Consider the following 26,255-nt stretch of genomic DNA (forward strand, 5'->3'; position numbering starts at 1 on the left):
GCCCGGCACCGCCGGCTCCCGCTCCCGCGCCGCAACCGCCCGCTTCACCCGCGCTCGGCACCGCCGTCATCGAGACCGTGACGCTCGCGGGTGTCGCGGTGCCGGACGTCCCGGTCAGCGTGCGCCAGATGCGGCCGTGCGATATGGCCCAGCTCGATATTCCGTTGGGCGCCACCGAGATCGCGCGCTGGGATGCGGTGACCGGTGACGACGGGCGGGCCGTCTTCGTGGTGCCGGTCGGCTGCTTCCGGTTCCGGATGGACCCGCCGCCCGGCACCGACCCGGTCCCCGAGGGCATGCACACGCTGTTCGTCACCGAATCCGGTCTGGTGGTGACCGGCACGCTGCGCTTCAACGATCCGGCGCCCGAGGCCTGTGCCGCCGAGACCATCGTCGGAGAACTGGACGACGCGGGCGACCTGACCGCCGACGCAGCGACGGTCAGCGAATGCGACGGCGCGTGGGCGGTCATCTCCTGGGACATCCCCGGCGACAGCCAGCGCATCGTCCACCGCACCCCCGACGGCTGGCGCACCTACGTCGTCTTCCCGCACGACACCTGCTGGTCGACCGCCGCCGCCGACGGCGTTCCCGCCCGCCTCCAGCCCTACTTCCACTCCTGCTGATATCGCAGGTTCACACATCCCGCACACGCCTCACAGCGGCAGTGCCGTTGTGAGGCGTCGAAACGGTATGTGCCGGGAAGTCGTTCGTCAGGCCGTCAGCCAGATGGCCTCGGCGGCGGGGCGGCCGAGGTCGGTGGTCGCGGTGCCGTCGCCGATGCGGATGGCGATGGTGCCCGCGAAGTCGCGGCGCTCGACGACCGCGATGGCGGTGTCCAGCGCGATGCCGACGGAGTCGAAGTAGCGCAGCATGTCCGGGTCGGAATCGGAGATCCGGGCGACGCGCCCGGACTGGCCCGCCTGGAAATCGCTGAGCTGGCGCGCAGGCGGCGTCGGCACCGCGCCGTCCACCGAGGGGATGGGGTCGCCGTGCGGATCGCGGTCCGGGTAGCCGAGCTTGGCGTCGATGCGGGCCATGAGCAGTTCGGAGACCGCGTGCTCGAGCACCTCGGCCTCGTCGTGCACCTCGTCCCAGCCGTAGCCGAGTTCGTTGACCAGGAAGGTCTCGATCAGGCGGTGCCTGCGCACCATCGCGACCGCTGCGCGGCGACCGTGCTCGGTCAGCGTGATCGACCCGTACCTGGCGTGCTCGACCAGTCCTTGGTCGGCGAGTTTGCGCACGGCTTCGGAGACGGTGGAGGCCGAGACGCCGATGCGCTCGGCGAGCAGCTTGGTCGACACCTTCTCCTGCGACCACTCCTGTGCGGTCCAGATGACCTTCAGGTAGTCCTGGGCGACCGACGTCAGCTCCGGCGCCAGGGTCGTGGTGTTGCCGTTCGGCTCGCCCTCGGTCAGCTCGCGGCGGGTGGCGATGTCTCGTTTACCAGGCACATACTCGAGCTTATGCACATCCCTCCCGATTCACACAGTCGGACACCGGGATGCGGCGAACTCGTTCGCCACTCGTGTTCTCGCCGGTCGCGGCCCGGTCACCCGGAGGCCACTTCCGCGCGGGAACCGCAGGTCGGAGTGTGCAGAACGCGGGCGGTTACGCGGTGCGTCCCGAGCGCATGAAGAGGAGCGGAAGCCAAGGGCCGGTCCGCGAGTGGACCGGTTGTGCCGTCGATTCCGGCGGAGGATGCTGAGATGGTCGGGGCAGTCGGAAGCGGGTTCGCGTGGTCCCACGAGCGACCCCACACATCATCGGCGTGGCGGCACTCGCCGCCCTGCTGAGTATCGGTGTGGTGCTTGCGGTGGACTGGAGCGAGGCTGCCGTGCACGATCCGGCGCGCACGCTGCTGCTGGGGCCGCGCGAGGCGTTCGCGGCGGCGCAGCATCCGGCGTGGCCGGTGTTCGGACCCGGCGAACTCGCGCTCTATCTCCTGGCCGGTGCGGCGTTCGTGGTGCCGGGACTGTGGATCTGGATCAGCGGTCGCTACGACCTGGCCGGTCCGCTGCTGGCCGTGGCGGGTCTGACGTGGCTGGCGGCGGGCGTGCGCCGATCCAGCGACCCGCTGCTGTTCACCGGCGGTGCGTTGCTGACGAACTTCTATCTGCCAGTGGTGATCCCGGTCCTGCTCGGCTTCCCGTCCGGACGCCTGCACGCATCGTGGGAACGGTGGTGCGTCCGGGGGTGCTGGGTGCTGGCGGTGTTCGGCGTCGCGGCCGAGTGGATGTTCTTCGACCCGAGGCAGGCGCCCGCTCCGTACCCGTCCACCTCGGTCAACCTGTTCTTGATCCGGCACGACCCGGTGATCGCCGACCGCATCCAGCTCACGGTTGGTTCACTGGCCTTTCTCATCGGTGTCGTGCTCGTCGTGGTGTGCATCCGGCGCTGGCACACCGGGACGGTGGCCTATCGCGCGGGCTTCTGGCCGGTGATGGTCGGCACCACGATCGCGGGCGTGATCGTGCTGTGGATCCTCGCGACGGCCCTGCGGTTCCCGGGGTCGCAGCAGAGCTGGACGTTGAACCTGCGCTACGTCCCGATCGTGCTGTTGCCGATGGCCATCGCCTACGGCCAGGTCCGATACCGGATGGCGCGCGCCGCGGTGAGTGACGCGATGGTGGAGATCGGCGCGACGCCGATCGGGGCCGGGTTCCTCGAGGCGTTGCGCCGCGCTCTGCGTGATCCCACGCTCGCCCTCTGGCGCTTCGATCCCGTCCGCGGCGGCTACGTCGACGACGACGGTGTCGTGCGCGAGCTGCCGCGTGACTCCCGGCGCGTGGCGACCGTGCTCGAGCGGGAAGGTGTCCCGGTCGCCGCGCTGATCTACGACGAACTGCTCCGTACCGAACCGGAACTGCTTGCCGCGGTGCGCGGCGCGACCGAGCTGGCGTTGGATCACGAACAGCTGCGCAACGATCTGCAGGAGCAGCTGGCGGAGGTGCGGCGTTCCCGCGAGCGCATCGTGACCGCCGGTGACCGGGAGCGGCGGCGCATCGAACGCGACCTGCACGACGGCGTGCAACAGCGCCTCGTGGCGGCCGCGATCATGCTGCGCCGCGCGCAGCGTGCGATGGCGGACCCGAACACCCACAGCGACCTGCTGACCCGCAGCGCGAGCGAGGTGGACACCGCGCTGGCGGAGCTGCGGGAGCTGGCCAGGGGCGTCTACCCGCCGGTGCTGGCCGAGCGCGGACTGCCCGCCGCGGTCACCGCCCTCGCCGAGCGCTCGCCGATCCCGGTCGAGACCGACAGCGCGCTCACCACCCGGCCGTCTCCCGGCGTCGAACTCGCCGCCTATTTCATCATCGCCGAGGCGATCACCAACGCCGCCAAGCATTCCGGCGGCACGCACGTCGCCGTTCGCCTGGAGACCCGCGACGAGACGCTGCGAGTCGTGGTCGCCGACGACGGGCTGGGCGGCGCGCAGGTCGGCCGCGGCGGGCTCAGCGGTCTGTGCGACCGGGCCGCGGCGCTCGGCGGCGATCTGACGATCGACAGTCCGCACGGTGGCGGCACCGTGCTGGTGGCCACCCTGCCGCTGCGTCCGAAGGACACCCCGTGAACGGCTACCACCTCGACCCCGGCGACGTGTTCGCGGGCTACACCGTCGAACGCGTGCTCGGCGCGGGCGGCACCGGCTCGGTGTACGCGGCCCGCCATCCCCACCTGCCGCGCAGCGTCGCGCTGAAAGTGCTGCACCTCGCGCTGACCCAGGACGACTGCGTGCGAGCCCGATTCGAGTCCGAAGCCGATCACGCGGCCCGGCTGGACCACCCGAACATCGTGGCCGTCTACGACCGGGGCCGGGCGGGCGACCGGCTGTGGATCGCGATGCAATTGGTGCCGGGTACCGATGTCGCGCACCTGGTGCGCTCCGGTCCGGTGGCGCCGCAGCGCGCCGTCCGCATCGTCGCCGCCGTGGCCACGGCACTCGACTACGCGCACGCCGCCGGGGTGTATCACCGCGACGTCAACCCGTCGAACATCCTGCTGGGCGACCCGGCGCATCCCGGCGAGCTCGAGCGGGTGCTGCTCGCCGACTTCGGCATCGCGAAAGCACTCGACGACACCGTGCATCTCACCGCGTCCGGCACGCTGGTCGCGACCCTGCGCTACGCCGCGCCGGAGCAGATCGAAGGGCGTCAGATCGATCATCGCACCGACCAGTATTCGCTGGGCTGCACGCTGTTTCACCTGCTGACCGGCCGTCCGCCGTATCCGGGTCCGAGCTCGGCGGCGATCATGAACGGCCACCTCAACGCGCCGGTGCCGCGGCCGAGCGATGTGACCCCCGGGCTGCCGCGCGCGTTCGACCAGGTGATCGCGCGTGCGATGGCGAAGAAACCCGCCGACCGCTATCCGAATTGCACCGCGCTGGCGGCCGCGGCGCGCAGTGCGCTCGCCGCGGACGGCCAGGACGATCGAACCGTCACCGTGGACGGCGCGCCGAGCCCGGCGACGCTGCGGGTCGTGCTCGGCGACGACTCCGTCCTGCTGCGGGAAGGGGTCGCCCGGCTGCTCCAGGACGAAGGCATCGACGTGGCGGGCCAAGCAGGCGACGCGACCGACCTGCTGCGCCTGGTCCGGGTGCACCGCCCCGACGTCGCGGTCGTCGACATCCGGATGCCACCCACCTTCACCGACGAGGGCGTCGTCGCGGCCGCGACCATCCGTCGCGACTGCCCGGGGACGGCCGTGCTGCTGCTCTCGCAGTACATCGAGACCGACAGCGTGCTCGACCTGCTCCGCAACGGCGCGGACCACCTCGGCTATCTGCTCAAGGACCGGGTGTCCGACATCGACGACTTCGTGGCCGCGCTGCGCCGGGTCGCCTGCGGCGGCTCGGCGATCGATCCCGACCTCGTCACCCGCCTGGTCGGCCGCCCGCACCGCGGCCACCGACCGCTCGACGAGCTCTCGCCGCGCGAACGAGAAGTCCTGCGGCTCATGGCCGAAGGACGCTCGAACCGGGCGATCGGCGCCGCGCTGTTCCTGGGGGAGCGCACGGTGGAGGCGCATGTGCGCAGCATCTTCGTCAAGCTCGGTCTCCAGCCCGAACCCGACGACCACCGCCGCGTGCTCGCGGTGCTGACGTATCTGCGCGCGGACTCCTGAACCTGAGCGGCCCTCGAGCTCAGGCGGGCCGCTCGCATGTCCGCACTCGGTGCGATGGCAAGCGTTCTGTGACATCTGGTACGCCCGAATACTGTTCGGACCTCGACTTGCGTAGGCTGCGAACGTGCAGAGATGGCGAAGCCTCGATGAGGTGCCCGCGGACTGGGGACGGTGCGTGCTCACGATCGGCGTGTTCGACGGAGTGCACCGCGGCCACGCGCAATTGATCAGCCGGGCCGTGAAGTCCGCGGCCGCGCGCGGCGTCCCCGCGGTGTTGATGACCTTCGACCCGCACCCCATGGAGGTGGTGCGGCCCGGCTCGCACCCCGCGCAGCTGACCACGCTGACCCGGCGGGCGGAACTGGTCGAGGAACTGGGCGTCGACGTGTTCTGCGTGATCCCGTTCACCCAGGAATTCATGAAGCTCACCCCCGGCCGCTACGTGCACGACCTGCTGGTCGAGCGGCTGCATGTGACCGAGGTCGTGGTCGGCGACAACTTCACCTTCGGCAAGAAGGCGGCGGGCACCGTCGAGACCATGCGCGAGCTGGGCGAGCGCTTCGGCTTCGAGGTCGACGGCGTGAAGCTGATCGGCGAGCACGCGGTGACCTTCTCCTCCACCTACATCCGGGCCTGCGTGGACGCGGGCGACATGGCCGCGGCCGCCGAGGCGCTGGGTCGCCCGCACCGCGTCGAGGGCGTCGTGGTGCACGGCGACGGACGCGGCCGCGAACTCGGCTTCCCCACCGCCAACGTGGCGCCGCCCATGCACGCCGCGATCCCGGCCGACGGCGTGTACGCGGGCTGGTTCACGGTGCTCGGGCCGGGTCCGACGATCGGCACCGTCACCCCCGGCGAGCGGGCGATGGCCGCCATCTCGGTCGGCACCAATCCCACGTTCTCCGGCCGCGCCCGCACCGTCGAGGCGTACGTCATCGACGGCGACGCCGACCTCTACGGTCAGCACGTCGCGGTGGACTTCGTCGAGCACCTGCGCGGGATGCGCAAGTTCGACACGATGCACGACCTCATCGAGGCCATGGGCCGCGATGTCGAGAACGCGCGCAAGATGCTCACCGCCGCCGACACCGGAGCCAGGTCCGGCACGGAGTCCTGAGGCCGGTCGCGCGCCGAGTCCTAGCGCGATCGGGGCTCAGTCCGGCGTCGAGTCCGGCGCAGCCTCCTCGTCCTCGGTCGGAACCGCCCAGCGGTAGATCTGGCCGTCGCGCAGCTCGTAGGAGACGGGCGGCGCAGTGGTCGGATTCGCGGCGATATGGGCGAGGACCTTGGTGCGCCCGTGAATCGTGTCCGCGCCGTCGGTCCACCGCAGATGCGGGTGCAGCAGCGGGCGCAGGGACGCGTAGTCCTCGCGGGCCAGAGCGTCCAGCACGTCGTGCACGGCGGGGTCCATGGCTCGATTGCAGCACGCCGATCCCGCGTCCGCACCGCGATTGGGTCCGCGCGGGGCGCTCCGGTAAGGTGGATCCTCGGGTTTGCTGCGGTCCGCGGTGGCGCCCGACCCGGGAGACCGGAACCTTCGAACGCGGAACTGAGAAATAGGAGTGGATGCCACGTGGCGCTGACCACCGAGCAGAAGTCGGCGATTCTCGCCGAGTACGGCCTGCACGAGAAGGACACCGGTTCGCCGGAGGCGCAGATCGCGCTGCTGTCCAAGCGGATCGCCGACATCACCGAGCACCTGAAGAAGCACAAGCACGACCACCACACCCGCCACGGCCTGATGGCGCTGATCGGTCGTCGCAAGCGCCTCTCGAAGTACCTGCAGGACAACGACATCGCGCGTTACCGCTCGCTGATCGAGCGCCTGGGCCTGCGCCGGTGATCTCCCGCCGCGCCTGGTGCGCGGCGAGTTCCGCGGCTTCCCGGCCTGGGATCGGACGATCTCGGGCCGGGGCCGCGAACAGTTGATCGACGGCCTCGCGCGAGGCGATGAGTCGGTGCGAACGGACGCCCGACACGCGCCCACCAGAGGCGGTCGTCATATCGCCAACGAGGAGACGTACAATCTCCCCGTTGGCTATTTGTGTATGAGGGGTGGAGAGCATCCCGTCGTACGACAACATGGACAGCCGTATGCACCCGACCGCGTGGCGTCGGTCTTCGGTAGTGGCCTCCCGGCGTAGCGCCGGCGGGCTTCGATCGATGACCGCCTCCGCGTCGCCGTATCCAAGGGGGTCCGGCCGGGTGTGCGCGTCGCAGCCAGGAGGGTTGCCGCGCGTCCGTACCCGGGTACGGCTGACGACAGCCGGATCGCGCCCACTGTGCGCTCGAGCCGGCGAGACGAGAGGTTGAGAGAAGAGAATGTCCGAAACAACTGAACCCAAGTCCTCGGCCGTCGAGGTCGAGCCGGGTGTGTTCGAGTCCGTCGCGCTGATCGACAACGGCTCCTTCGGCACCCGCACCGTACGTTTCGAAACCGGTCGGCTGGCCCGCCAGGCCGCCGGTTCGGTCGTCGCCTACCTGGACGACGAGACCATGCTGCTGTCGGCGACCACCGCGAGCAAGTCGCCGAAGGATCAGTTCGACTTCTTCCCGCTGACGGTCGACGTCGAGGAGCGCATGTACGCCGCGGGCCGCATCCCCGGCTCGTTCTTCCGCCGCGAGGGCCGTCCGTCCACCGACGCGATCCTGACCTGCCGCCTGATCGACCGTCCGCTGCGTCCGTCGTTCGTCGACGGCCTGCGCAACGAGATCCAGGTCGTGGTCACCGTCATGAGCCTGGACCCGAAGGACCTGTACGACGTGGTGGCGATCAACGCCGCGTCCGCGTCCACCCAGTTCGCGGGCCTGCCGTTCTCCGGCCCGGTCGGCGGCGTGCGCGTCGCGCTGATCGAGGGTCAGTGGGTCGCGTTCCCGACCGTGGAGCAGCTCGAGGGCGCCACGTTCGACATGGTCGTCGCGGGTCGCGTGGTCGAGTCCGGTGACGTCGCGATCATGATGGTCGAGGCCGAGGCCACCGACAACGTCATCGCCCTGATCGAGGGCGGCGCGCAGGCGCCGACCGAGGCCGTGGTCGCCGAGGGCCTGGAGGCCGCCAAGCCGTTCATCGCCCGCCTGTGCCGTGCGCAGGCCGACCTCGCCGAGCTGGCCGCCAAGCCGACCGGCGAGTTCCCGCTGTTCCCGCCCTACGAGGCCGACGTCTTCGAGGCCGTGGAGGGCACCGCCAAGCGCGAGCTGAACGAGGCGCTGAGCATCGCCGACAAGCAGGCGCGCGAGGCGAAGATCGACGAGATCAAGCTCGACGTGCTCTCGCGTCTCGGCGACGACTTCGCGGGCCGCGAGAAGGAGCTGGGCGCCGCCTTCCGCTCGGTCACCAAGAAGCTGGTGCGCCAGCGCATCCTGACCGACGGCTTCCGCATCGACGGCCGTGGCCTCGCCGACATCCGCGCGCTGTCCGCGGAGGTCGCCGTGGTGCCGCGGGCGCACGGTTCGGCGCTGTTCGAGCGCGGCGAGACCCAGATCCTGGGTGTCACCACGCTGGACATGGTGAAGATGGCGCAGCAGGTCGACTCGCTCGGCCCGGAGACCTCCAAGCGCTACATGCACCACTACAACTTCCCGCCGTACTCCACCGGTGAGACCGGTCGCGTCGGTTCGCCGAAGCGTCGCGAGATCGGCCACGGCGCGCTGGCCGAGCGGGCGCTGATCCCCGTGCTGCCCAGCCAGGAGGAGTTCCCCTACGCGATCCGTCAGGTCTCGGAGGCGTTGGGCTCCAACGGTTCCACCTCGATGGGCTCGGTGTGCGCCTCCACCCTGGCGCTGCTGAACGCCGGTGTGCCGCTGAAGGCCCCGGTCGCGGGCATCGCGATGGGTCTGGTCTCCGACACCGTCACCAACGACAAGGGCGAAGACGAGGTCCGCTACGTCGCGCTGACCGACATCCTCGGCGCCGAGGATGCCTTCGGCGACATGGACTTCAAGGTCGCGGGCACCCGTGAGTTCGTCACCGCGCTGCAGCTGGACACCAAGCTGGACGGCATCCCCTCGCAGGTGCTGGCCGGTGCGCTGAGCCAGGCGCACGACGCCCGCACCACCATCCTGGACGTGATGGCCGAGGCCATCACCACCCCGGACGAGATGAGCCCGTACGCACCGCGCGTCACCGCGATCAAGATCCCGGTCGACAAGATCGGCGAGGTGATCGGCCCCAAGGGCAAGGTCATCAACCAGATCACCGAGGACACCGGCGCCAACATCTCCATCGAGGACGACGGCACCGTGTTCGTCGGCGCGACCGACGGCCCGTCGGCGCAGGCCGCGATCGACGCGATCAACGCCATCGCCAACCCGCAGCTGCCGAAGGTCGGCGAGCGCTTCCTCGGCACGGTCGTCAAGACCACTGCCTTCGGCGCGTTCGTCTCGTTGCTGCCGGGTCGCGACGGTCTGGTGCACATCTCGAAGCTGGGCAACGGCAAGCGGGTCGCCAAGGTCGAGGACGTGGTGAACGTCGGCGACAAGCTGCGCGTGGAAATCGCCGACATCGACAACCGCGGCAAGATCTCGCTGATCCCGGTCGACGAGAGCGCCGAGGAGACCGCCGATGCGGATACCCTCGACGCCGGAACCGAGTAGTACTTGTCGGTGTGACGAAGAAGAAGACGGCAACCCCCCTGCTCCCGACCGGGCAGGGGGGTTCGTCACTACAGCGGCGGGTGGACGAGGCGCGAATGGCGGATACCGGGGTGCGGCGCACGGTGCTACCCGGAGGGTTGCGGGTGGTCACCGAGCACGTGCCGGGCGTCCGCTCCGCCTCGATCGGCGTCTGGGTGGGCGTCGGCTCGCGCGACGAAGGACGCACGGTCGCGGGCGCGGCGCATTTCCTGGAACACCTGCTGTTCAAGGCCACCCCGAGCCGTAGCGCACTGGACATCGCGCAGGCCATGGACGCCGTCGGCGGTGAGCTGAACGCCTTCACCGCCAAGGAGCAGACCTGCTACTACGCGCACGTGCTCGACGAGGACCTGCCGCTGGCAGTGGATCTCGTCTCGGACGTCGTGCTCAATGGACTGTGCCGCTCGGTGGACGTGGACGTCGAGCGGCAGGTGGTGCTCGAGGAAATCGCCATGCGCGACGACGACCCCGAAGACCTGGTCGGCGACGCGTTTCTCACCGCACTCTTCGGCGACCACCCGATCGGACGCCCGGTGATCGGCTCCTCGGAGTCCATCGAGGCCATGCAGGCCGGTCAGCTGCGGGGCTTTCACCTGCGCAGGTACCGGCCCGACCGGATGGTCGTCGCGGTCGCGGGCAATGTCGAGCACGACCACACCGTGGAATTGGTGCACCGCGCCTTCGAAAGCCGCCTCGACGCGGACGCGCAACCCGCGCCGCGCCGGGAGGGACGGTTCCGTCCGCACGGCGCTCCGGACTTGCAGCGGACCTACCGCGACAGTGAACAGGCCCACCTCGCGTTCGGGGTCCGCGCGTTCGGCCGCCACGAAGGCGATCGCCGGTGGCCGCTGTCGGTGCTCAACACCGTCGTCGGCGGTGGGCTGAGTTCCCGCCTGTTCCAGCGGATTCGGGAGGAGCGCGGCCTGGCGTACTCGGTGTACTCCAGCGTGGACACCTTCGCCGACACCGGCGCGTTCTCGGTGTATATCGGCTGCCAGCCCGAAAACCTCGGCAAGGTGGCCACTTTGGCGCGCGGTGTGCTGGAGGAGGTCGCCGAGCACGGCATCACCGACGCAGAATGCGCTCGCGCGAAAGGCTCGCTGCGCGGCGGATTGGTACTGGGCCTGGAGGATTCGGCCTCCCGGATGAACCGGATCGGTCGCAGCGAACTGAGCTACGGCAACCACCGCAGCGTCTCGGAGACACTGGCGCGGATCGACGCGGTGACCACCGACGAGGTCACCGCCATCGCTCGCACCTTGCTCGCCCGGCCGTTCGGTGCCTCGGTCGCCGGACCGTATCGCCGCACCCGCGACCTGCCCGCCGCGGTGCGCCACCTCGTCGATCACTGAGCCGCGTACGCGTAAGTTGTTGCGCGGCTGGAGGAACGGTGGAGGCGGTGCCGGGGGTCGCGCTCACGCAGACCTGGCCGTAGTGGCCAGGTAGTCGGGGTGGCACGCCGAGGTGCGGCGCTGATTCGGCGTCGTATCCGGCTGGGAGTAGGCCTGGTAGATCCAGGCCGGGATCTACCGTCGAGCTCGTCCGGGTGCGGCCATCGATCCGCCTGCCGTCGGCCTTCGGCTGCTGGTGACGGTTTGGGCGCCGCCCTCGGAATGCGGTGGGGCATAGCCGAGTTGGCGGCCTCGGCGTCGGCCCGTCCGTCCGTCGATTTGCCTCCCCCGAGGGCCGACCGGGTAGCGTGCGGGCGACGAAAGTGGCGCGGGGGGAGTAGATGAGCACTGTGTGGGAGGCGGTGAGGCGGGCGCACACCGCCCGCGATCTGGATCGGCCTGCGGAGGCGCGGCGCATCCTCGGCGCGGCGCTGGCGGTGACGCCGGACGATCCGCTGTTGCTCGCCGAACTGGCCGATATCGATTATCGGCTGAACGACTACGCCGCGGCGCTGCGTGGCGCGCAGGCAGCGATCGCCGCCGACCCGGACCGGGTGGACGCCTACCTGACGGCCGCCCTCGTCCATCACCGGAACAACGAGCAGGACGAGGCGCTGCGGCTGGCGCGCACCGCGGTGCGGATCGCGCCGCACAGCGTCAGCGCGCTGCTCACGCTGGCTCAGATCATCGCGGGCCGGTCGAACACGGACGAGTTGCGCGCCGAAGCCCGCGCCGCGCTGCGCAGTGCGTGTGCCTACGCGCCGCAGAACGCGGACGTCCTCGCCCATGCCGCCGAGAGCTATCGAAAGCTGCCCGATCTGGCCGAGGCGCGCCGTCACGTGGAACGCGGGCTCGCCGAGAATCCGTTGCACGTCGAGCTGCTGGAGACCCGCGCCCGGCTGGAGTTCGGGGATTTCTCCACTCGCGACAAGGCGGTGGCGACGCTACGGGGACTGCTCGGCGCGAGCCCGAATCACGCGCCCGCGCGGCGACTCCTCGCCGAGATCATGTGGCGGGCGCTGCTGCGCCTGGCAGTCTGGGTGTGGTTCTTCGCGGTCGCGGTCGTCACGTTGTCGATGTGGGTGGGCCCCGGCGTGCTGCGGGTGGCGACTCCGCTGCTGTTCATCGTCGTGCTCGTCGCGTGGGTCCGGGTGTTCCGCGCCCTGCGCAGACAGCTGCCGCCGCGCTATCTGCGAACGCGCCTGCTGCGCCGCCCCGAGGCGCTGCTGGGATTGTGTGCGCTGGTGTTCGCGAGCCTGTTCGCGGATCTCGGCGCGGTGATGTTGCGCACCTCGCTGGTCGGCGCGGGCTACGCGCTGCTGATCGTCGGGGTGTTCGGCGCGAGCATGGCGCACCTGCTGCTGTTCGCGGCGTGGCTGCGGCGCTACCACGGCGAGACCGATCGTGATGCCGCCGAGGACTACGCCCTGTTCAGCGTCATCGCGGTGGTGTGCTTCGGTTTCGGTGTGCTCGGTGTGCTCGGCGCGCTGCGGTGGTGGTCGCGGGAGCCCGCGGCGTTCCCGGTGGTCGCCGCGCTGCTCGGCATGGTCGTGGTGACGTTGCTGCTCGAGCTGTTGCTCGTCTTCGCCCTGGGGCCGAGGAACTGGGGTCGGCCGGTCACCTACTGCGCCACGCTGCTGACGCTGCTCGCCCTCGCGGTGCTCGGAACTCGGTGGAGCTTCCTGCGGATGGCGGCCGAGACATTCACCGGGGCGTCCTGATCCGATCCGCGGGTCAGCGGGCGGCGTCGGCCGCCGCATTCTCCTGTGCCCGGTTGGCGGCGTCAACGACCACGTCGAGCAGGCCGGGGAGCGCGGCGTCGAGGTCATCGGCGCGTAGCCGCTGACAGGTCTGGCCGTCGACGACGAGTCGCTCGATGACGCCCGCCTCGCGCAGGATCTTGAAGTGGTGGGTCGCGGTGGACTTGTTGATCACGTCGTAGAGCGCGCCGCAGCGCACTGCGGTACCCGCGTTGCGCAGGCGGCGCACCATCTCCAGGCGCACCGGGTCCTGCAGGGCGCCCAGCACGGTCGGCAGCGGTGCGATCGGCGGCGCGGCTTCGGTGCCATCGGTCATGATCTACCTCACTCGGGGGTTTGATGATCATCGAACCGGGTTGTATGGTCGATGGAGTTCGATCAATATCAAACTTACCTGATCGGGGTTATCGATGGCAGCGACAACGGCAGTGGCCGCCGACGAGCAGACCACCCAACGCTGGGCGTACGCGCTGGTGCTGGTCGCCAGCGGCGTGGCGCTCGGTGTGTCGGGCGTGCCCGCGCCGCTGTACGGCATCTACGAAACGCAGTGGCACCTCTCGCCGCTCACCACTACCACCGTCTTCGCCGTGTATGCCGTCGCCGCGCTCGGTGCGGTCCTGGTGTCCGGCCGCATCTCCGACGTGGTCGGCCGAAAGCCCGTGCTGCTCGGCGCTTTCGCCACCATGATCGCGGGGCTCGTGGTGTTCGTCCTCGCCGATTCGGTTCCGATGCTGTTGCTGGCCAGGGCATTGCACGGCATGGCCGTCGGCTCCACCGTGGTGGCGGGTGCCGCCGCACTGCTCGACCTGCGACCGCACCGTGGCGCACGGTCCGGGCAGCTGAGCGGCGTCGCCTTCAATGTCGGCATGGCCGTGGCGATTCTGGGTTCGGCGCTGCTCGCGCAGTACGCGCCGCACCCCTTGCGCACGCCCTACGTCGTCATCACGGTGGTCTGCTTGGCGATCGCCGCGGGCGTGCTCGCCCTGCGCGAACCGCACGGCGCCCGGCAGGCGGGGCGGATCCGCATCGCCAAACCGGCCGTGCCGCAGGAGATCCGGGCGGACTTCTGGTTCTCGGCCATCGGTGTGATGGCCGCATGGTCGGTGCTCGGCGTGCTGCTCTCGCTGTACCCGTCGCTGGCCGCGCAGCAGACCGGCATCCACAATCTCGTCTTCGGCGGCGCGGTCGTCGCCTCGACCGCCCTGTCCGGCGCCGCCGCGCAACTCTTCGCGACCGGCATCCCGGCGCGCAGGGCCGCCGTCCTCGGCGACACCGGCATGGCGTTGGCACTGCTGCTCACGGTGCCCGCACTGGCCACCCACAACTGGGTCGCGGTGCTCGGCGCGGGCGTCGTGCTCGGCGCCACCTTCGGCCTCGGCTTCGGCGGATCGCTGCGACACCTGTCGAATGTGGTCCCGCACCACAAGCGCGGGGAGACGATGTCGGCGTACTACCTGCTGGCGTACTCGGCGATGGCGCTGCCGACCATCCTCGCCGGTTGGGCGGCGACGACCTGGGGGTTGGACACGGTGTTTCCCTGGTTCGTCGCGGTGGTAGCGGTGGCGTGCTTGGTGGCGGCGGGGCTCGGGATTCGCGGTTCCCGGGCGGAAGTGGGTGAGGCGGTGGCGGTTTCGGACTAGCGCTGCTGCCGATCTACTCGTCCGTGGCGGTCTCGTGCACCGCCAGCCAGCGGTACCTGGGGCTCGGCCCATCCTCGGCGCACAGCACGGCCGTCACCCGGCGCGAAGAGGAGTCCTCCTCGGTGCCGTGGCGCTCCAGGAACCGGATCACCACGAGCTCGCCCGCGCGAGTGAGCTCCATGACCTCGGACACCTCGATCTGCAAGCCCGGCTGCGCATTTCGCGCTCCTCGCAATCCGGCCAGCAGCTCGTCGCGGCCGAGGACCGCACCGGATAGAGTCACCATGGAGAACCGCTCGTGCTGTGCCGCGGCGAACCGCTCGAAGATCTCGTCCGATGCGGCCGACCCCAGCCAAGCGGCTAGGTCGGCGTGCAGCGCTTCGACCGCACCAGCGATCTCCATCTCATGATTCCCGGTCATCCCGAAATCATACGAATGCGGTGCCGCGCAGCGCTTTCGCACGCTTCGCAGCGCCTGCGTCCGCTGCGAGGCGTGGCGAACCTCTGCGAGGCTGGGCTCGACTTCTGCTGGTCGGGTCGCGGGAAATCGAGCTACCATGCAGCTCATGCGATGGTGGGGGAGGTTGGGGCGCCGGATGCACCGCGCGGCGTTGTTGTTCGCGGTGCTCGGTGCGGTCATCGGTGGACTGGCCGTCGCGGGGTTGACCTGGTGGTTGTTGTGGTTGGGGCTGGGTGCGAAGGCGGAGACGCCGAATCAGGTGGACCTCACCAGGATTGCGCTGTCGGTGACGGCGGGCGCGGGCGGCGCGGTGGCGTTGGTCGTGGCATACCGGCGGCAGCGAGATCTGGAGCGTGGCCGGTTCGCCGAACTGTTCGGGGCTGCGGCGCGGCAACTGGGCGATGACGATCCGGCCGTGCGGCTGGCCGGTGTCTACGCGATGGCCGGTGTGGCGGACGAGTTCTCGGCTCCCGTGCGGCGCCAGCAGTGCGTCGACGTGCTGTGCGGATACCTGCGTCTGCCCTACGAACCGGACGACGGAGCCAACCACCTGATCTCGCGCGCCGAGACCGCGCAGGAATCCGGCCGCGAGATCGAACGCGTCTATCGGATACGGCACAACGACCGCGAGGTGCGCGGCACCATCGTGCGCGTGATCGCCGACCACCTGCGGCCGTACAGCGAAGCATCCTGGTCGCGTTGCGATTTCGACTTCACCGGCGGGGTACTGGAGAACGCGGATTTCGAGGCGACCGAATTCGGCGGCCGCTGGACCACTTTCGCCAGGGCGCGGTTCGTCGGCGACCGGTTCACCGATTTCAACCGGGCCCGATTCACCGGCCACCACGTGACCTTCCGCGACGCCACCTTCACCGCTCCGATCGTGAACTTCGAGAACACCGAATTCCGCACCGCGCGCACCACCTTCGACGGTGTGACCTTCGAGAGCCCCCGGACCTGTTTCGACGAGGCGAAGTTCGCGGGCGCGCACACGGGGTTCGTCGGCGCGCGATTCGTCGGTGCGCGAACATCATGGCGGTCGGCCGCGTTCCAGGCCGAGCTGACCTCTTTCGCACAGGCCACCCTGGACGGCGAGCGGGTCTCCTTCGAACACGCCGCCTTCTCCGGTCAACGGGTCGCATTCACCGCGGCGCAGCTCTACGCCACGGCCGTCACGTTCGAGGAGGCCGAACTCGGTGCCGCACCGCGCCTGCGCCGCCGCACCACCCGCGAAATCGACTTCGTGGGAGCGGAATTCCACGGCGCGGTGAGCTTCGCCCGCAGCACCATCGCCGGCCACACCGCCGACTTCCGCGAGGGCGACTTCTTCGGCGAAATCTCCTTCACCGCCACCCGCTTCACCGCGGGGGAAACGCATTTCGACCGACCGAAGGCATGGGTCGGCGTGCGTTTCGACTGGGACGACAACCTGACCCGCAAACCACAATCGGTAAACCCGAATCCATGGCCGCCCGTCCCGGAGGGCACACCCGCGCCGAGCGCCTGAACACCCGCGGGCGCAGATCGCCCAGCGCAACGGGCGACGCCCGAATGGACGCCGCCCGTTGCATTGTGCGTACTTCCGCCTTCGCTCCCGCTCTGCGCGAGCCGCCGACGGACGCCCGCCCCGGCTACTCCGGCCAGCCCCCGTAAGGAACGGTGATCAATTCCAGGTAGTGACCGCTCGGGTCCAGGAAGTACACACCGCGCCCGCCGTCGTTGTGGTTGATCTCGCCGGGCGCCTGCTGGCGCGGGTCGGCCCAGTGTTCCAGCCGGTAGCGCTGGATCTTGGCGTAGGCCGCGTCGAACTCGGCGTCGGAGACGAGGAAGGCGTAGTGCTGGGGTTGGATCTCGGGGGCCTCGCCGGGCACGACTGCGAAGTCGAAACTGACGCCATGGCTCATCGGAAGCTCGATGAACGGACCCCATTCCTTGCCGATTTCCAGGCCCAGGATGTCGGCCCAGAATTCCGCGGAAACTCTGTTGTCATGGCAGCCGACGATGGTGTGATTGAACTGAATGGACAGGGATTTATCTCCTCGAATCGTGACGGTCCCGACCCTGGGCTCGGTACAAGGCGGCCAACAGGAGCACCGTCACGCCGATCGACGATAGCGGTGAACCCCCGGTCGTGCCAACCCCCGATCGTCGCGTCGCGCGAGTTTCGGCGGTGTCGGCTCCGCCCGGCACAGGCCCCGGTAGCGTCGCTGCCATGAAGATTCGTGGGGCGGTCCTGGAGCGGATCGCGGCACCGGCACCGTTCGCCGAGTCGGCGCCGATCAACGTCTGTGAGCTGGACCTCGGCGAACCGGGACCGGGCGAACTGCTGGTGCGGATCGAGGCCGCCGGGCTGTGCCATTCCGACCTCTCGGTCGTGGACGGCAACCGGGTGCGGCCGGTCCCGATGCTGCTCGGACACGAGGCGGCGGGCCGCGTCGTGGCGGTCGGCGCGGGCGACTCCGATATCGCGGTCGGGCAGCGCGTGGTGATGACCTTCCTGCCCCGCTGCGGCGAGTGCGCGGGCTGCGCCAGCGAGGGGCGCATGCCGTGCGTGCCGGGCAGTGTGGCCAACAACGCCGGGGAATTGCTCAACGGCGGCCGCCGGTTGCTGCGCGAGGGCGCGGAGGTGCATCACCACCTGGGCGTCTCGGCGTTCGCGACGCACGCCGTGGTGGACCGCCGCTCGGTGGTCCCTGTCGACGACGACGTGCCGCCGGAGGTCGCGGCCGTGCTCGGCTGCGCGGTGCTCACCGGCGGTGGCGCGCTGCTGAATTCGGCGCGACCGGGCCCCGCGGACCGCATCATGGTGGTCGGCCTCGGCGGCGTCGGTATGGCGGCGGTGCTGGTGGCCGTCTCCCTGGGTGCGCCCGAGGTGATCGCCGTCGATACCGTCCCCGAAAAGCTCGCGCTGGCCAAGGATCTCGGCGCCACGGCGGCCTACACCCCGGCCGAGGTCGCCGAACAGGGCGTGCAGGCGGAGGTGGTGATCGAGGCCGCGGGCAACGTGCGCGCGTTCGAGACCGCGGTCGCGGCGACCGCGGCGGGCGGCACCACGGTCACCGTCGGTCTGCCCGCCCCCGACGCCCGCGCGAGCATCTCGCCGCTGGGCCTGGTGGCGCAGGGACGTTCCATCGTGGGCAGCTACCTCGGCTCGGCGGTGCCCGCGCGCGACATCCCCGAGTACGTGCGGATGTGGCGGGAGGGGCGGCTTCCGGTGGAGCGGCTGGTGTCGGCGCACATCGGGCTGGACGAGGTCAACCGAGCCATGGACGAGCTCGCGGCCGGGCACGCGCTGCGCCAGGTGATCGTCTTCGACTGATTCGGTGATCACCGTCACCGGTGCGGGGCCGGGCGCTCGTTACTTACCCGGACGTGCGTATTCGACCGAAAAGTAGGTACTTGTCGGCCGTCGAGGCCCCGCGCAGACTCGCCTTCGCAAGCCCCGGATGGGGACGAAACGGCTTGGGAGGCAAGATGACCGACGCGACGCGCGGGCCGGTGACGGTGCTGGGACTCGGTTCGATGGGCAGTGCGGTGGCCGCGGCGTTCGTCGCCGCGGGCCATCCGACCACGGTGTGGAACCGGACCCCCGGCAAGGCCGCGCCGCTGGTGGCGCGCGGCGCGACGCACGCGGCGGCGATCGGCGACGCGGTCGCGGCGAGTCCGCTGATCGTTTCGGTGCTCGCCGGATTCGAGGCCACGCTGGACGCGCTCGCCCCGGCGGGCGAGGTGCTGGCCGGACGCACCCTGATCACTCTCACCAGCGGTGCACCGTCGGAGGCGCGGCGCGTCGCCGCGTGGGCCGAGGCGCGCGGGGCGAGGTTCCTCGGCGGCGCGATCAAGAACGTGTCCGCGGCCGTAGGCGCCGCCGACACGCTGCTGTACTACGGCGGTGATCGCGCCGTATACGACGAACACCTGCCCACGCTGCGGGTACTCGGCGGCGAGACGGTGCATTTGGGTGACGAACCGGATCTCGCCGCGCTGTACGAGGCGGCCGTCGGCGCGACCCTGCTGCCCGCGCTCCTCGGGTTCTTCGAGGGCGCCGCGGTGCTCGCCTCGCGCGGTATCGAGGCCCGCACGATGGTGCCGTACTCCGCCAAATGGCTGCGGATGATCGAGTCGCTGCTCCCGCTGCTTGCCGAGGAGATCGACACCGGCGACTACACGAAGCTCGGCTCCTCGGTGGGGCTGTTCCACGACGCCCTAGCCAGCGACCTGGCGGTGGGCGCCGAAGCGGGTGTCGACATGTCCTGGCACGCGCCCATGGCGGAGCTGCTGCGCCGCGCGGTCGCGGCCGGGCATCGCGAGCACAGCGTGACGGCGCTGATCGAGGTGCTCAGGACGCCGGCGGCGTAGCGTCGGCGGCGCCCATCGCGTCTACGAAACGGTCTAGTAGCCGGGCGAATTCGGCGCGTTCGCGTTCGGTCCAGTCGGCCATCGCCGCCGCGGTCGCCGCTTCGCGCCTGCGGTGGGCTTCGGCGAGGATCCGGCGACCGAGCCGGGTCGGGCGCAGCACCGCCTTGCGTCCGTCCCGCTGGTCCGCGACCCGCTCCAGCCATCCCTCCGAAACAGCCTGGGCGACAAGGCGGCTCGCGCGCGGCTGATCGACGCCGAGGGCCGGGGCGAGTGCTCCCACGGTGGCGTTCTCGATGCTCGACACCGCGTCGAGAACCCGGAAAACCGCGGCGGGAACCCGGCTCTCGCCCGCCAGCGCACCGCGCGTCTGCCTGCGCCGGATGCGGACCATGGCCGCCGTGATCGCCTCGGTGTGCGCACTGTGCTCTTCCATCGCCTCGATCTCCATGTCAAACTACATATAGATGTAATAGTACATTCACTTGGAGGGCTGATGGCCGAGCGCAGAATCGGATACCTGCTGAAGGAACTCGACCGGCTGATCGAAGCGCGATTCGACGACGACCTCGCGGCCGGTGGACTGAGTCGCCGGCACTGGCAACTGCTGCACACGCTGTCCGAGGGGCCGCGCTCGGCGGACGAACTGCGCGAAGCGCTGGCTCCCTTCTGGAAAACCCAGGGGGAGTGGACGACCGAGATCCGCACCTTGTCGTCGGCGGGCCTGATCACCGCGGATGCCGATGCGCTCGCCCTGACCGTCACGGGCCGGGCAACCCATGACGACACCTTCGCCCGCATCGGCGAACGCCGCCGAGCGATGGCGCAGGGAGTCGAACCCGGCCAGTTCGCGACCACCCTGCAGGTCTTGGAACGGATGATCGGAAATCTCGCCGACGCAAGCTAGGCCGCCTTGCTATGCTGAATCGACCAGAGTGGTCAGAATGGTCGAAAGGCGGGAATCGTGAGGTCTCGCAAGGGTGCTGAACCGCCCGGGCAGAACTCTGCCGATGTGGCATGGCCGCTCGCCGACGCCAAGGCCAGGTTCTCGGAGTTGATCGACACGGCGGAAAGGGAGGGTCCCCAGGTGATCACCAAGCATGGGCGTGAGGTGGCGGTGCTCGTTCCGATCGAGGAGTGGCGGCAGAAGGCGAACCGGTCGGGCAGCTTCGCGCAGTTCATGGCCGAATCACCGTTGCGCGGAGCCGATCTGACGATCGAGCGCATCGACGCCGATGCCCGCGACGTCGAACTGTGAAAGGGTTCCTGCTCGATACCTGCGCGGTATCGGAATGGGTGAAACCGCAGCCGAACCCGGGGCTGGTCCAGTGGCTGGATGAGGCGGACGAGGATCGCCTGCACCTCAGCGTCATCACGCTGGGGGAGATTCGCAAGGGAGTGGAGTTGCTGTCCGACGCGGGTCGCAAACAGCGGCTCGTCGAATGGTTGACACTCTCGCTGATCGGTAGGTTCGAGCGTCGGCTGCTTCCCGTGGACGAGGCGGTGGCTCATGCGTGGGGCAGGATGCTGGCGCGGGTCAAAACCGAGGGGCGGTCGGTCGATGCCACCGACGCGCTGGTCGCCGCGACTGCCGAATCGCACGGGTTGGAAGTCGTCACTCGCAATGTTCGGCACTTCAGCGCTACTGGAGTAACGGTTGTATGCCCATGGACATAGTCCTATGGGGCTATGCGCATCAACTGATGAATTCCGTCGTATGACGCATAGACGGCTGGACGACAGCGGCTCCGCGTCGATACCTCATGGCCCGGCACGAGCCGGTGGACGCCCGGGGAATCTCGGTCCACGCGTCGCTCGATAGGCTTGCCTCAACACCAGCGGAACGAGGAGGTGCGGTGACCATTCGGGTCGGAGTGCTCGGAGCACGCGGGAAAGTCGGACAGGCGATCTGCGCGGCGGTGCAGGCGGCGGACGACCTGGAGTTGGTCGCGGAGGTCGACAAGGGCGACGCGCTGGAGACGTTCACCGCGAACGGCACCCAGGTCGTGGTCGACTTCACCCACCCCGACGTGGTGATGGGCAACCTGAAGTTCCTGGTGGAGCACGGCATTCACGCGGTCGTCGGCACCACCGGCTTCGACGACGCGCGGCTGACCGAGGTGCGCGGCTGGCTGGCCGACCGGCCCGAGACCGGCGTGCTGATCGCCCCGAACTTCGCCATCGGCGCGGTGCTGTCCATGCGCTTCGCCGAGCAGGCGGCGCGGTTCTTCGAATCCGTCGAGGTCATCGAGCTACACCACCCGAACAAGGCCGACGCGCCCTCGGGCACCGCCTACCGCACCGCGGGCCTGATCGCCGAGGCGAGGGCGCGCGCGGGGGTGGGCCGCAGCCCCGACGCGACCACCACCGAGCTGGAGGGCGCGCGTGGCGCCGATGTCGACGGCGTGCGTGTGCACTCGGTGCGCCTGGCCGGACTCGTCGCGCACCAAGAGGTGCTGTTCGGCACCCAGGGCGAGACCCTGACCATCCGGCACGACTCCATCGACCGCTCCTCGTTCGCACCGGGCGTGCTGCTCGGCGTCCGGGAGATCGCCGGTCGACCGGGCCTGACCATCGGACTCGATCCGTTCCTCGACCTATGAGCCTGCGCATCGCCGTAACAGCGCCCTCGGGAACCGTCGTGCGCCGGACGGTCGCGTCGAAGGTGCGCCCGTGAACGCCGAACCGGAGGCCAACGCCAGTCGCGGCGAGATCGCGCGCGTCGTGGGATTCATCGCCGCACTGGTGCTCGCGCTGGGTTTCTACTTCCTGCTGCTCGGCCGAATCTCGTTCGCCCTGATCGGCTCCGGTGAGCCTGCGGGCGTCGCGATGGGTGTCGGCGTGCTGCTGCTGCCGATCGTCGGCGTGTGGGTGGTGGCCGCCACCGTGCGCGCGGCACTGGCCCACCAGCACCTGGCCCGCCGCATCCACGGGGAGGGCCTGGAACTGGATACCTCCACGCTGCCGCGGCGACCGTCGGGCCGCATCGAACGCGCCGCCGCCGACGAACTGTTCGAGCAGGTGAAGAAGGAATGGGAGGCGGACCCGGACAACTGGCGGGTCTCCTACCGCCTGGCCCGCGCCTACGACTACGCGGGCGACCGCACCCGGGCGCGGGAAACCATGCGCCGCGCGGTGGCACTGGAGAAACTGGAACGCGAGCAGCGCGAAGGGTAACGAACAGTGGCCCGACTGTTGATCATTCACCACACCCCGTCGCCGCACATGCAGGCGATGTTCGAGGCGGTGGTGTCCGGCGCGACCGATCCGGAGATCGAGGGCGTCGAAGTGGTGCGGCGCGCGGCGCTCGGCGTCACCGCGAGCGATGTGCTCGCCGCCGACGGATACCTGCTCGGCAGCCCGGCGAACCTCGGCTACATGTCGGGCGCGCTCAAGCACGCGTTCGACACCTTCTACTACCCGTGCCTGGATTCCACGAAGGGCCGCCCCTACGGTCTCTACCTGCACGGCAACGAAGGCACCGAGGGCGCCGAACGCGGCGTCGATCGCGTGACCACCGGGCTCGGCTGGGTGAAGGCGGTTGCGCCGGTGATTGTTTTGGGTCCGCCGACCAAAGCCGACCTGGAACAATGCTGGGAGCTGGGCGCCACCGTCGCCGCGCAGCTGATGGCGTAGACCGGCCCCGATTTTTGGTGTCTGACCGTTTGCCTCCGCGGCCGTCATACTGCCAGGTGACGTTGTAGCGGGGGGACTGTGGACGAGTTGCTCGGGATGGGAGTGTCTAGGTGACGTGGGCCGATAGCGGCGAGAGAGCAGCGCGACGGATCGGGCTGGTCGAAGACCACGAATCGGTCGCGATCGGGCTGGCCGCGATGCTTGCACCGGAACCGGACCTCGATCTGGTGTACACGGCGGGAACCGTGCCGGAGCTGCTCGCGGCGGCAGGTTCGGCGCCCGCACTGGATCTGGTGGTGCTGGATCTGCGACTGGCCGACGGCTCCGCGCCCGAGGACAACGTGCGCGCGCTGCGTGAACGCGGCATCGAGGTGCTGGTGTTCACCGGCGCCGACAACGCGTTTCTCGTGCGCTCCGCGGCCCGCGCAGGCGTGCTCGGCGTGGTGCGCAAATCCGAAGACGTCCCGACCGTGGTGGCGGCCGTGCGCCGTGCCGCCTCGGGCCAGCAGGTGGTCACCACCGACTGGGCCGCCGCCATCGACGGCGACCCGCAACTGTCCGACGTGGGCCTCAGCCCCCGCCAGGAGGAAGTGCTCACCCTGTACGCCTCGGGTGAGAAGGCCTCCCGCGTCGCACGCCTGACCGGTCTGTCGGAGCAGACCGTCAACGACTACCTCGGCCGCATTCGCCAGAAATATGCCGACGCGGGCCGCCCCGCCCCGACCAAGACCGACCTCTACAAGCGTGCCGTGGAGGACGGGTGGCTACCGGTTCCCGAGCGGCACCCGCGCGGATGATCCCGTCCAGCACGCTGGACACCGCATCGACCGCACGCACCGCCCCGCTCGAACGCATCGGGGTGAGTCGTCGGCGCGATCGGTCGCCCACCTCGGAGAGTGTCGCCTCGGCCGGATCGGATCGAATCCTGCGCCGGATGGGCCTGGCGATAGGCATCGCAGGCGTCATCGTCGGAATTGTCGAGCTACCGGAGATCGCCGATCAGAGCCAAGGCGCTCCGGTCCACTGGACGGTATTGGCTGTGGCGTTGGCCTTCGGGTGGTATCCGGTGCTCGCCCTGGTGTCTTTGGGAACGAACACCCGGGCGATCGTCGTCGTAGCCAGAGCCGCGGCACTGAGTTACCTTGCGGCGATTGCGACTGTGCCGCTGTCGCACGATCTTCATTCGGTCGAGTCCACCTCCGCGTGGTTGTACCGGATCCTGGCGCTGTGCGTATTCACCGCCGGGCTCGGGTGGCGCACGCGGTCGGCGCTCGCCTATCTCGTCGTGGGTGCGGCGGCCAGCGCCTGCATCAACATCTACGTGCAATCGCCGTTCACGCTGACCTCCGCGCTCGGCGACTTCAGCAGAGCGGGCGGTCTCGGCGCCCTGTTCGTCTGGTGCATCGGCTCGGCGAAGAACGCCGCTGCGCGCGTCGATCGGGAATCGGAACTCGCCAGCACGCAAGCCGCCGCGGTCGCGGGCGCGGCGGCTCGCGATCGTGAGCGGTCGCGATTCGCCGCGCTGATCCACGACGCCGTGCTCTCCACCCTGCTCGACGCGTCCCGCGGCGCGAATTCCGAGGTACTGCGCAGGCAGGCCGAACGAACGCTTCGCGAGCTGGACGAATCCCGAAGCGGCGATCAACGGACGAACCGCCTCGACGCACGATCCGCGATCGGCTTCCTCCGTTCGGCTGTCCACGACGTGAATCCCGGGATCGATTTCACGGCGCGGCGGTGGCCGGGATTCGATGATCTGCAACTGCCTGTCGAGGTGGCAGGCACCATCGCCGCGGCGCTGTCGGAAGCGGCGCGCAACAGCTTGCGGCACGCAGGCGTCCCGGGACGCAAGGTACGGCGCAGCACGACGGTCACCGTCAGTGCGGGCGGAATCCGGGTCGTGTTCACCGATGACGGTGCGGGATTCGACCTCGGCAGCGTCCCGCCCGATCGACTCGGCGTCTCGGTGAGCATTCTCGGCCGGATGCGCCGGTTGTCCGGCGCCGCGGGATTCGTCGAGTCGCAGCCCGGCGAGGGAACGACGGTGACGTTGGTGTGGGGTGGCGATGGCCGAGACTGAAGCAGGGCTGCGGGATCTGATGGGCTTGCGGGGCAGGGCCGCGTGGCTGTTCCTGCTCATCCTCGAAGTGACGATCATGCTGTACATGGCTCGGTGCTTCCACGACGCACCGCTGCCTTTCGCGGTGACGGCGCTCGTGCTCGTCGCGTCGGCGGGTTTCCTGGTGGTGGTGATCCCGGTCGATCCGCTGCCCATCGCCGCGGTGGCATTCGTCATTGCCGCGGGCCCGGTGTCCACCGCGATGACGGTTTTCTACGTGCCGCCCGATCGGTCGCACCAAGCGGTGTGGGCCGCCTTCGCCTCGTCGTACGTCCTCGCGGTCTTGGCTCTGCGTGGCCGAATTCTCGCCGCCTGGCTCGGTGTCGCGGGGATCGCGTCGGTCGTCGCGACCGTAGGCCTCCTCATCGGCATGCGCTGGGAGGCCATTGTCGGTTCGCTCGTGCCGATCGGAACCGTCGCCGGGGTCTCGGTCTTCGCCACCATCATGCGGCCCACCCAGCAGTCGCTGCGTTCGCTTCGCGAGGACGCGACCATGCGTGCGGCGGCGGAGGCGACGTTGGTGGCCGAGAACGCCGAGCGGAACAGGCAATTGGCCCGATTGGACAAGGCCGCGGGCCCGATTCTGGAGCGGATCGCGGACGGAGTCGAGCTGACCGCGCCGGAGCGGGAGCAATGTCGGCTGCTCGAGGCGGAGCTGCGCGACGGGCTGCGCGCCCCGCAACTCGTCACCGATGAACTGAGCGGTGCGGCGCGCGGCGCCCGATCGCGCGGCGTGGAGGTCGTACTGCTCGATGACGGCGGATTCGCGGGTGTCCCGAAGTGGGTACGGGATCGCGTGATCGATGCCGCGACCCGTGAGCTGGACGTGGCGAATACCGGCTCGGTCACGGTCCGTGTGCTTCCGATCGGCCGCCGGATCCTGGCAACCGTGCTGGTGGACACCGTCGACCTGCACCGGCGCACCGAAATCGACGTCAACGGCTCGGTCGACGTGTCCGCTTGACCTACGCTGTCGATTTTCTGGGGGCTCCGCTCAATCGAGCAGCGGGAAGCGGCCCGAGGTGAGCAACCCGGTGACGGCGTCGATCTTCGCTTGCGGCGCGGCGTAATCCGGGTGCGCGCGGAGGACGGCGGCGGCGTCGCGGAGGCGGTGGAGCTGGGCGGCGGCTTCGG

General features: G+C 69.8%; 27 protein-coding genes. 21 read left to right on the forward strand and 6 right to left on the reverse strand.

Translation table 11 applies throughout. From position 1 onward, the window contains the following. A partial coding sequence (locus tag NL1_RS38335; RefSeq protein ID WP_245673675.1) for a hypothetical protein occupies nucleotides 1-626 on the forward strand: 626 nt, incomplete at its 5' end. 87 nt (nucleotides 627-713) lie between these two features. On the opposite strand, the gene NL1_RS31760 is transcribed toward NL1_RS38335, so the two are convergent. Then, nucleotides 714-1,418, reverse strand: coding sequence for a metal-dependent transcriptional regulator (locus tag NL1_RS31760; RefSeq protein WP_067847420.1), 705 nt, complete (start codon nucleotides 1,416-1,418; stop codon nucleotides 714-716). 353 nt (nucleotides 1,419-1,771) lie between these two features. Between NL1_RS31760 and NL1_RS31765 the strand changes: the two genes are divergently transcribed. The 3 genes from NL1_RS31765 (at nucleotide 1,772) to NL1_RS31775 (ending at nucleotide 6,244) form a co-directional block, all read left to right on the forward strand. Further along, nucleotides 1,772-3,574, forward strand: coding sequence for a sensor histidine kinase (locus tag NL1_RS31765; RefSeq protein WP_084511217.1), 1,803 nt, complete (start codon nucleotides 1,772-1,774; stop codon nucleotides 3,572-3,574). After that, nucleotides 3,571-5,127 carry a protein kinase domain-containing protein gene (locus tag NL1_RS31770; protein ID WP_067847351.1) on the forward strand — a complete coding sequence of 519 codons (1,557 nt, stop codon included), beginning with the start codon at nucleotides 3,571-3,573 and terminating at the stop codon, nucleotides 5,125-5,127. Before NL1_RS31765 ends, NL1_RS31770 begins: the two co-directional genes overlap by 4 nt. A gap of 124 nt (nucleotides 5,128-5,251) precedes the next feature. Then, the gene (locus tag NL1_RS31775; RefSeq protein ID WP_067847356.1) at nucleotides 5,252-6,244 is read left to right on the forward strand and encodes a bifunctional riboflavin kinase/FAD synthetase; all 993 of its coding nucleotides are present in this window, start codon (nucleotides 5,252-5,254) and stop codon (nucleotides 6,242-6,244) included. Nucleotides 6,245-6,280: 36 nt separating this feature from the next. Here the strand turns inward: NL1_RS31775 and NL1_RS31780 are convergent, their stop codons facing one another. Next, nucleotides 6,281-6,538, reverse strand: coding sequence for a nuclear transport factor 2-like protein (locus NL1_RS31780; RefSeq protein ID WP_067847359.1), 258 nt, complete (start codon nucleotides 6,536-6,538; stop codon nucleotides 6,281-6,283). A gap of 162 nt (nucleotides 6,539-6,700) precedes the next feature. On the opposite strand from NL1_RS31780, the gene rpsO reads away from it, so the two are divergent. The 4 genes from rpsO (at nucleotide 6,701) to NL1_RS31800 (ending at nucleotide 12,871) form a co-directional block, all read left to right on the forward strand. Next, nucleotides 6,701-6,970: a 30S ribosomal protein S15 gene (gene rpsO / locus NL1_RS31785; protein ID WP_067847364.1), complete on the forward strand. Its 270-nt coding sequence runs from the start codon at nucleotides 6,701-6,703 to the stop codon at nucleotides 6,968-6,970. A 479-nt stretch (nucleotides 6,971-7,449) separates the two neighbouring features. Beyond that, nucleotides 7,450-9,720, forward strand: coding sequence for a polyribonucleotide nucleotidyltransferase (locus NL1_RS31790; protein ID WP_067847367.1), 2,271 nt, complete (start codon nucleotides 7,450-7,452; stop codon nucleotides 9,718-9,720). 95 nt (nucleotides 9,721-9,815) lie between these two features. After that, on the forward strand, nucleotides 9,816-11,111 hold the full coding sequence (locus NL1_RS31795) for a M16 family metallopeptidase (protein ID WP_067847426.1): 1,296 nt from the start codon (nucleotides 9,816-9,818) through the stop codon (nucleotides 11,109-11,111). A 380-nt stretch (nucleotides 11,112-11,491) separates the two neighbouring features. Continuing rightward, a complete protein-coding gene (locus NL1_RS31800) occupies nucleotides 11,492-12,871 on the forward strand; it encodes a tetratricopeptide repeat protein (RefSeq protein WP_067847370.1) in 1,380 nt (459 codons plus the stop codon). Between the two features lie 13 nt (nucleotides 12,872-12,884). On the opposite strand, the gene NL1_RS31805 is transcribed toward NL1_RS31800, so the two are convergent. After that, nucleotides 12,885-13,226: an ArsR/SmtB family transcription factor gene (locus NL1_RS31805; RefSeq protein ID WP_067847373.1), complete on the reverse strand. Its 342-nt coding sequence runs from the start codon at nucleotides 13,224-13,226 to the stop codon at nucleotides 12,885-12,887. A gap of 94 nt (nucleotides 13,227-13,320) precedes the next feature. Between NL1_RS31805 and NL1_RS31810 the strand changes: the two genes are divergently transcribed. Continuing rightward, nucleotides 13,321-14,550 (forward strand): MFS transporter, encoded by a 1,230-nt coding sequence (locus tag NL1_RS31810; RefSeq protein WP_067847376.1) that lies wholly within the window; start codon nucleotides 13,321-13,323, stop codon nucleotides 14,548-14,550. Nucleotides 14,551-14,563: 13 nt separating this feature from the next. Here the strand turns inward: NL1_RS31810 and NL1_RS31815 are convergent, their stop codons facing one another. Continuing rightward, nucleotides 14,564-14,971: a hypothetical protein gene (locus NL1_RS31815; RefSeq protein ID WP_084511219.1), complete on the reverse strand. Its 408-nt coding sequence runs from the start codon at nucleotides 14,969-14,971 to the stop codon at nucleotides 14,564-14,566. A gap of 145 nt (nucleotides 14,972-15,116) precedes the next feature. On the opposite strand from NL1_RS31815, the gene NL1_RS31820 reads away from it, so the two are divergent. After that, on the forward strand, nucleotides 15,117-16,517 hold the full coding sequence (locus NL1_RS31820) for a pentapeptide repeat-containing protein (protein WP_245673676.1): 1,401 nt from the start codon (nucleotides 15,117-15,119) through the stop codon (nucleotides 16,515-16,517). 124 nt (nucleotides 16,518-16,641) lie between these two features. On the opposite strand, the gene NL1_RS31825 is transcribed toward NL1_RS31820, so the two are convergent. Beyond that, nucleotides 16,642-17,037: a VOC family protein gene (locus tag NL1_RS31825; RefSeq protein WP_067847385.1), complete on the reverse strand. Its 396-nt coding sequence runs from the start codon at nucleotides 17,035-17,037 to the stop codon at nucleotides 16,642-16,644. Nucleotides 17,038-17,222: 185 nt separating this feature from the next. Between NL1_RS31825 and NL1_RS31830 the strand changes: the two genes are divergently transcribed. Next, on the forward strand, nucleotides 17,223-18,329 hold the full coding sequence (locus tag NL1_RS31830) for a zinc-binding dehydrogenase (protein WP_067847387.1): 1,107 nt from the start codon (nucleotides 17,223-17,225) through the stop codon (nucleotides 18,327-18,329). A gap of 155 nt (nucleotides 18,330-18,484) precedes the next feature. Further along, nucleotides 18,485-19,369 carry an NAD(P)-dependent oxidoreductase gene (locus NL1_RS31835; RefSeq protein ID WP_067847390.1) on the forward strand — a complete coding sequence of 295 codons (885 nt, stop codon included), beginning with the start codon at nucleotides 18,485-18,487 and terminating at the stop codon, nucleotides 19,367-19,369. On the opposite strand, the gene NL1_RS31840 is transcribed toward NL1_RS31835, so the two are convergent. Continuing rightward, entirely contained in the window at nucleotides 19,350-19,802 is a 453-nt protein-coding gene (locus NL1_RS31840; RefSeq protein WP_067847430.1) for a MarR family winged helix-turn-helix transcriptional regulator, read from the reverse strand. The genes NL1_RS31835 and NL1_RS31840 overlap by 20 nt on opposite strands. 60 nt (nucleotides 19,803-19,862) lie before the next feature. On the opposite strand from NL1_RS31840, the gene NL1_RS38830 reads away from it, so the two are divergent. The 9 genes from NL1_RS38830 to NL1_RS31885 all read left to right on the forward strand — a co-directional run bounded on the left by NL1_RS38830 (nucleotide 19,863) and on the right by NL1_RS31885 (nucleotide 26,085). Continuing rightward, on the forward strand, nucleotides 19,863-20,273 hold the full coding sequence (locus tag NL1_RS38830) for a MarR family winged helix-turn-helix transcriptional regulator (protein WP_067847393.1): 411 nt from the start codon (nucleotides 19,863-19,865) through the stop codon (nucleotides 20,271-20,273). Between the two features lie 57 nt (nucleotides 20,274-20,330). Next, nucleotides 20,331-20,624: a type II toxin-antitoxin system Phd/YefM family antitoxin gene (locus tag NL1_RS31850; RefSeq protein WP_156095146.1), complete on the forward strand. Its 294-nt coding sequence runs from the start codon at nucleotides 20,331-20,333 to the stop codon at nucleotides 20,622-20,624. Then, complete coding sequence (locus tag NL1_RS31855; RefSeq protein WP_067847399.1) at nucleotides 20,621-21,043, forward strand: type II toxin-antitoxin system VapC family toxin; 423 nt, start codon at nucleotides 20,621-20,623, stop codon at nucleotides 21,041-21,043. The genes NL1_RS31850 and NL1_RS31855 overlap by 4 nt, the downstream gene beginning before the upstream one ends. A 179-nt stretch (nucleotides 21,044-21,222) precedes the next feature. Then, complete coding sequence (gene dapB / locus NL1_RS31860; RefSeq protein WP_067847401.1) at nucleotides 21,223-21,969, forward strand: 4-hydroxy-tetrahydrodipicolinate reductase; 747 nt, start codon at nucleotides 21,223-21,225, stop codon at nucleotides 21,967-21,969. Nucleotides 21,970-22,039: 70 nt separating this feature from the next. Then, on the forward strand, nucleotides 22,040-22,543 hold the full coding sequence (locus NL1_RS31865; protein WP_067847404.1) for a hypothetical protein: 504 nt from the start codon (nucleotides 22,040-22,042) through the stop codon (nucleotides 22,541-22,543). Between the two features lie 6 nt (nucleotides 22,544-22,549). Continuing rightward, nucleotides 22,550-23,002 (forward strand): flavodoxin family protein, encoded by a 453-nt coding sequence (locus NL1_RS31870; protein ID WP_067847408.1) that lies wholly within the window; start codon nucleotides 22,550-22,552, stop codon nucleotides 23,000-23,002. A gap of 110 nt (nucleotides 23,003-23,112) precedes the next feature. Continuing rightward, entirely contained in the window at nucleotides 23,113-23,799 is a 687-nt protein-coding gene (locus tag NL1_RS31875; protein ID WP_067847411.1) for a response regulator transcription factor, read from the forward strand. Next, nucleotides 23,763-25,082: a sensor histidine kinase gene (locus NL1_RS31880; protein ID WP_245673677.1), complete on the forward strand. Its 1,320-nt coding sequence runs from the start codon at nucleotides 23,763-23,765 to the stop codon at nucleotides 25,080-25,082. The genes NL1_RS31875 and NL1_RS31880 overlap by 37 nt, the downstream gene beginning before the upstream one ends. After that, entirely contained in the window at nucleotides 25,069-26,085 is a 1,017-nt protein-coding gene (locus tag NL1_RS31885) for a DUF8320 family protein (protein WP_067847433.1), read from the forward strand. The genes NL1_RS31880 and NL1_RS31885 overlap by 14 nt, the downstream gene beginning before the upstream one ends. The last annotated feature ends 170 nt before the right edge of the window (nucleotides 26,086-26,255 follow it).

It is taken from the genome of Nocardia lijiangensis NBRC 108240, from assembly GCF_001613045.1.
In the GTDB taxonomy this organism is placed as follows: Bacteria; Actinomycetota; Actinomycetes; order Mycobacteriales; family Mycobacteriaceae; genus Nocardia; species Nocardia lijiangensis.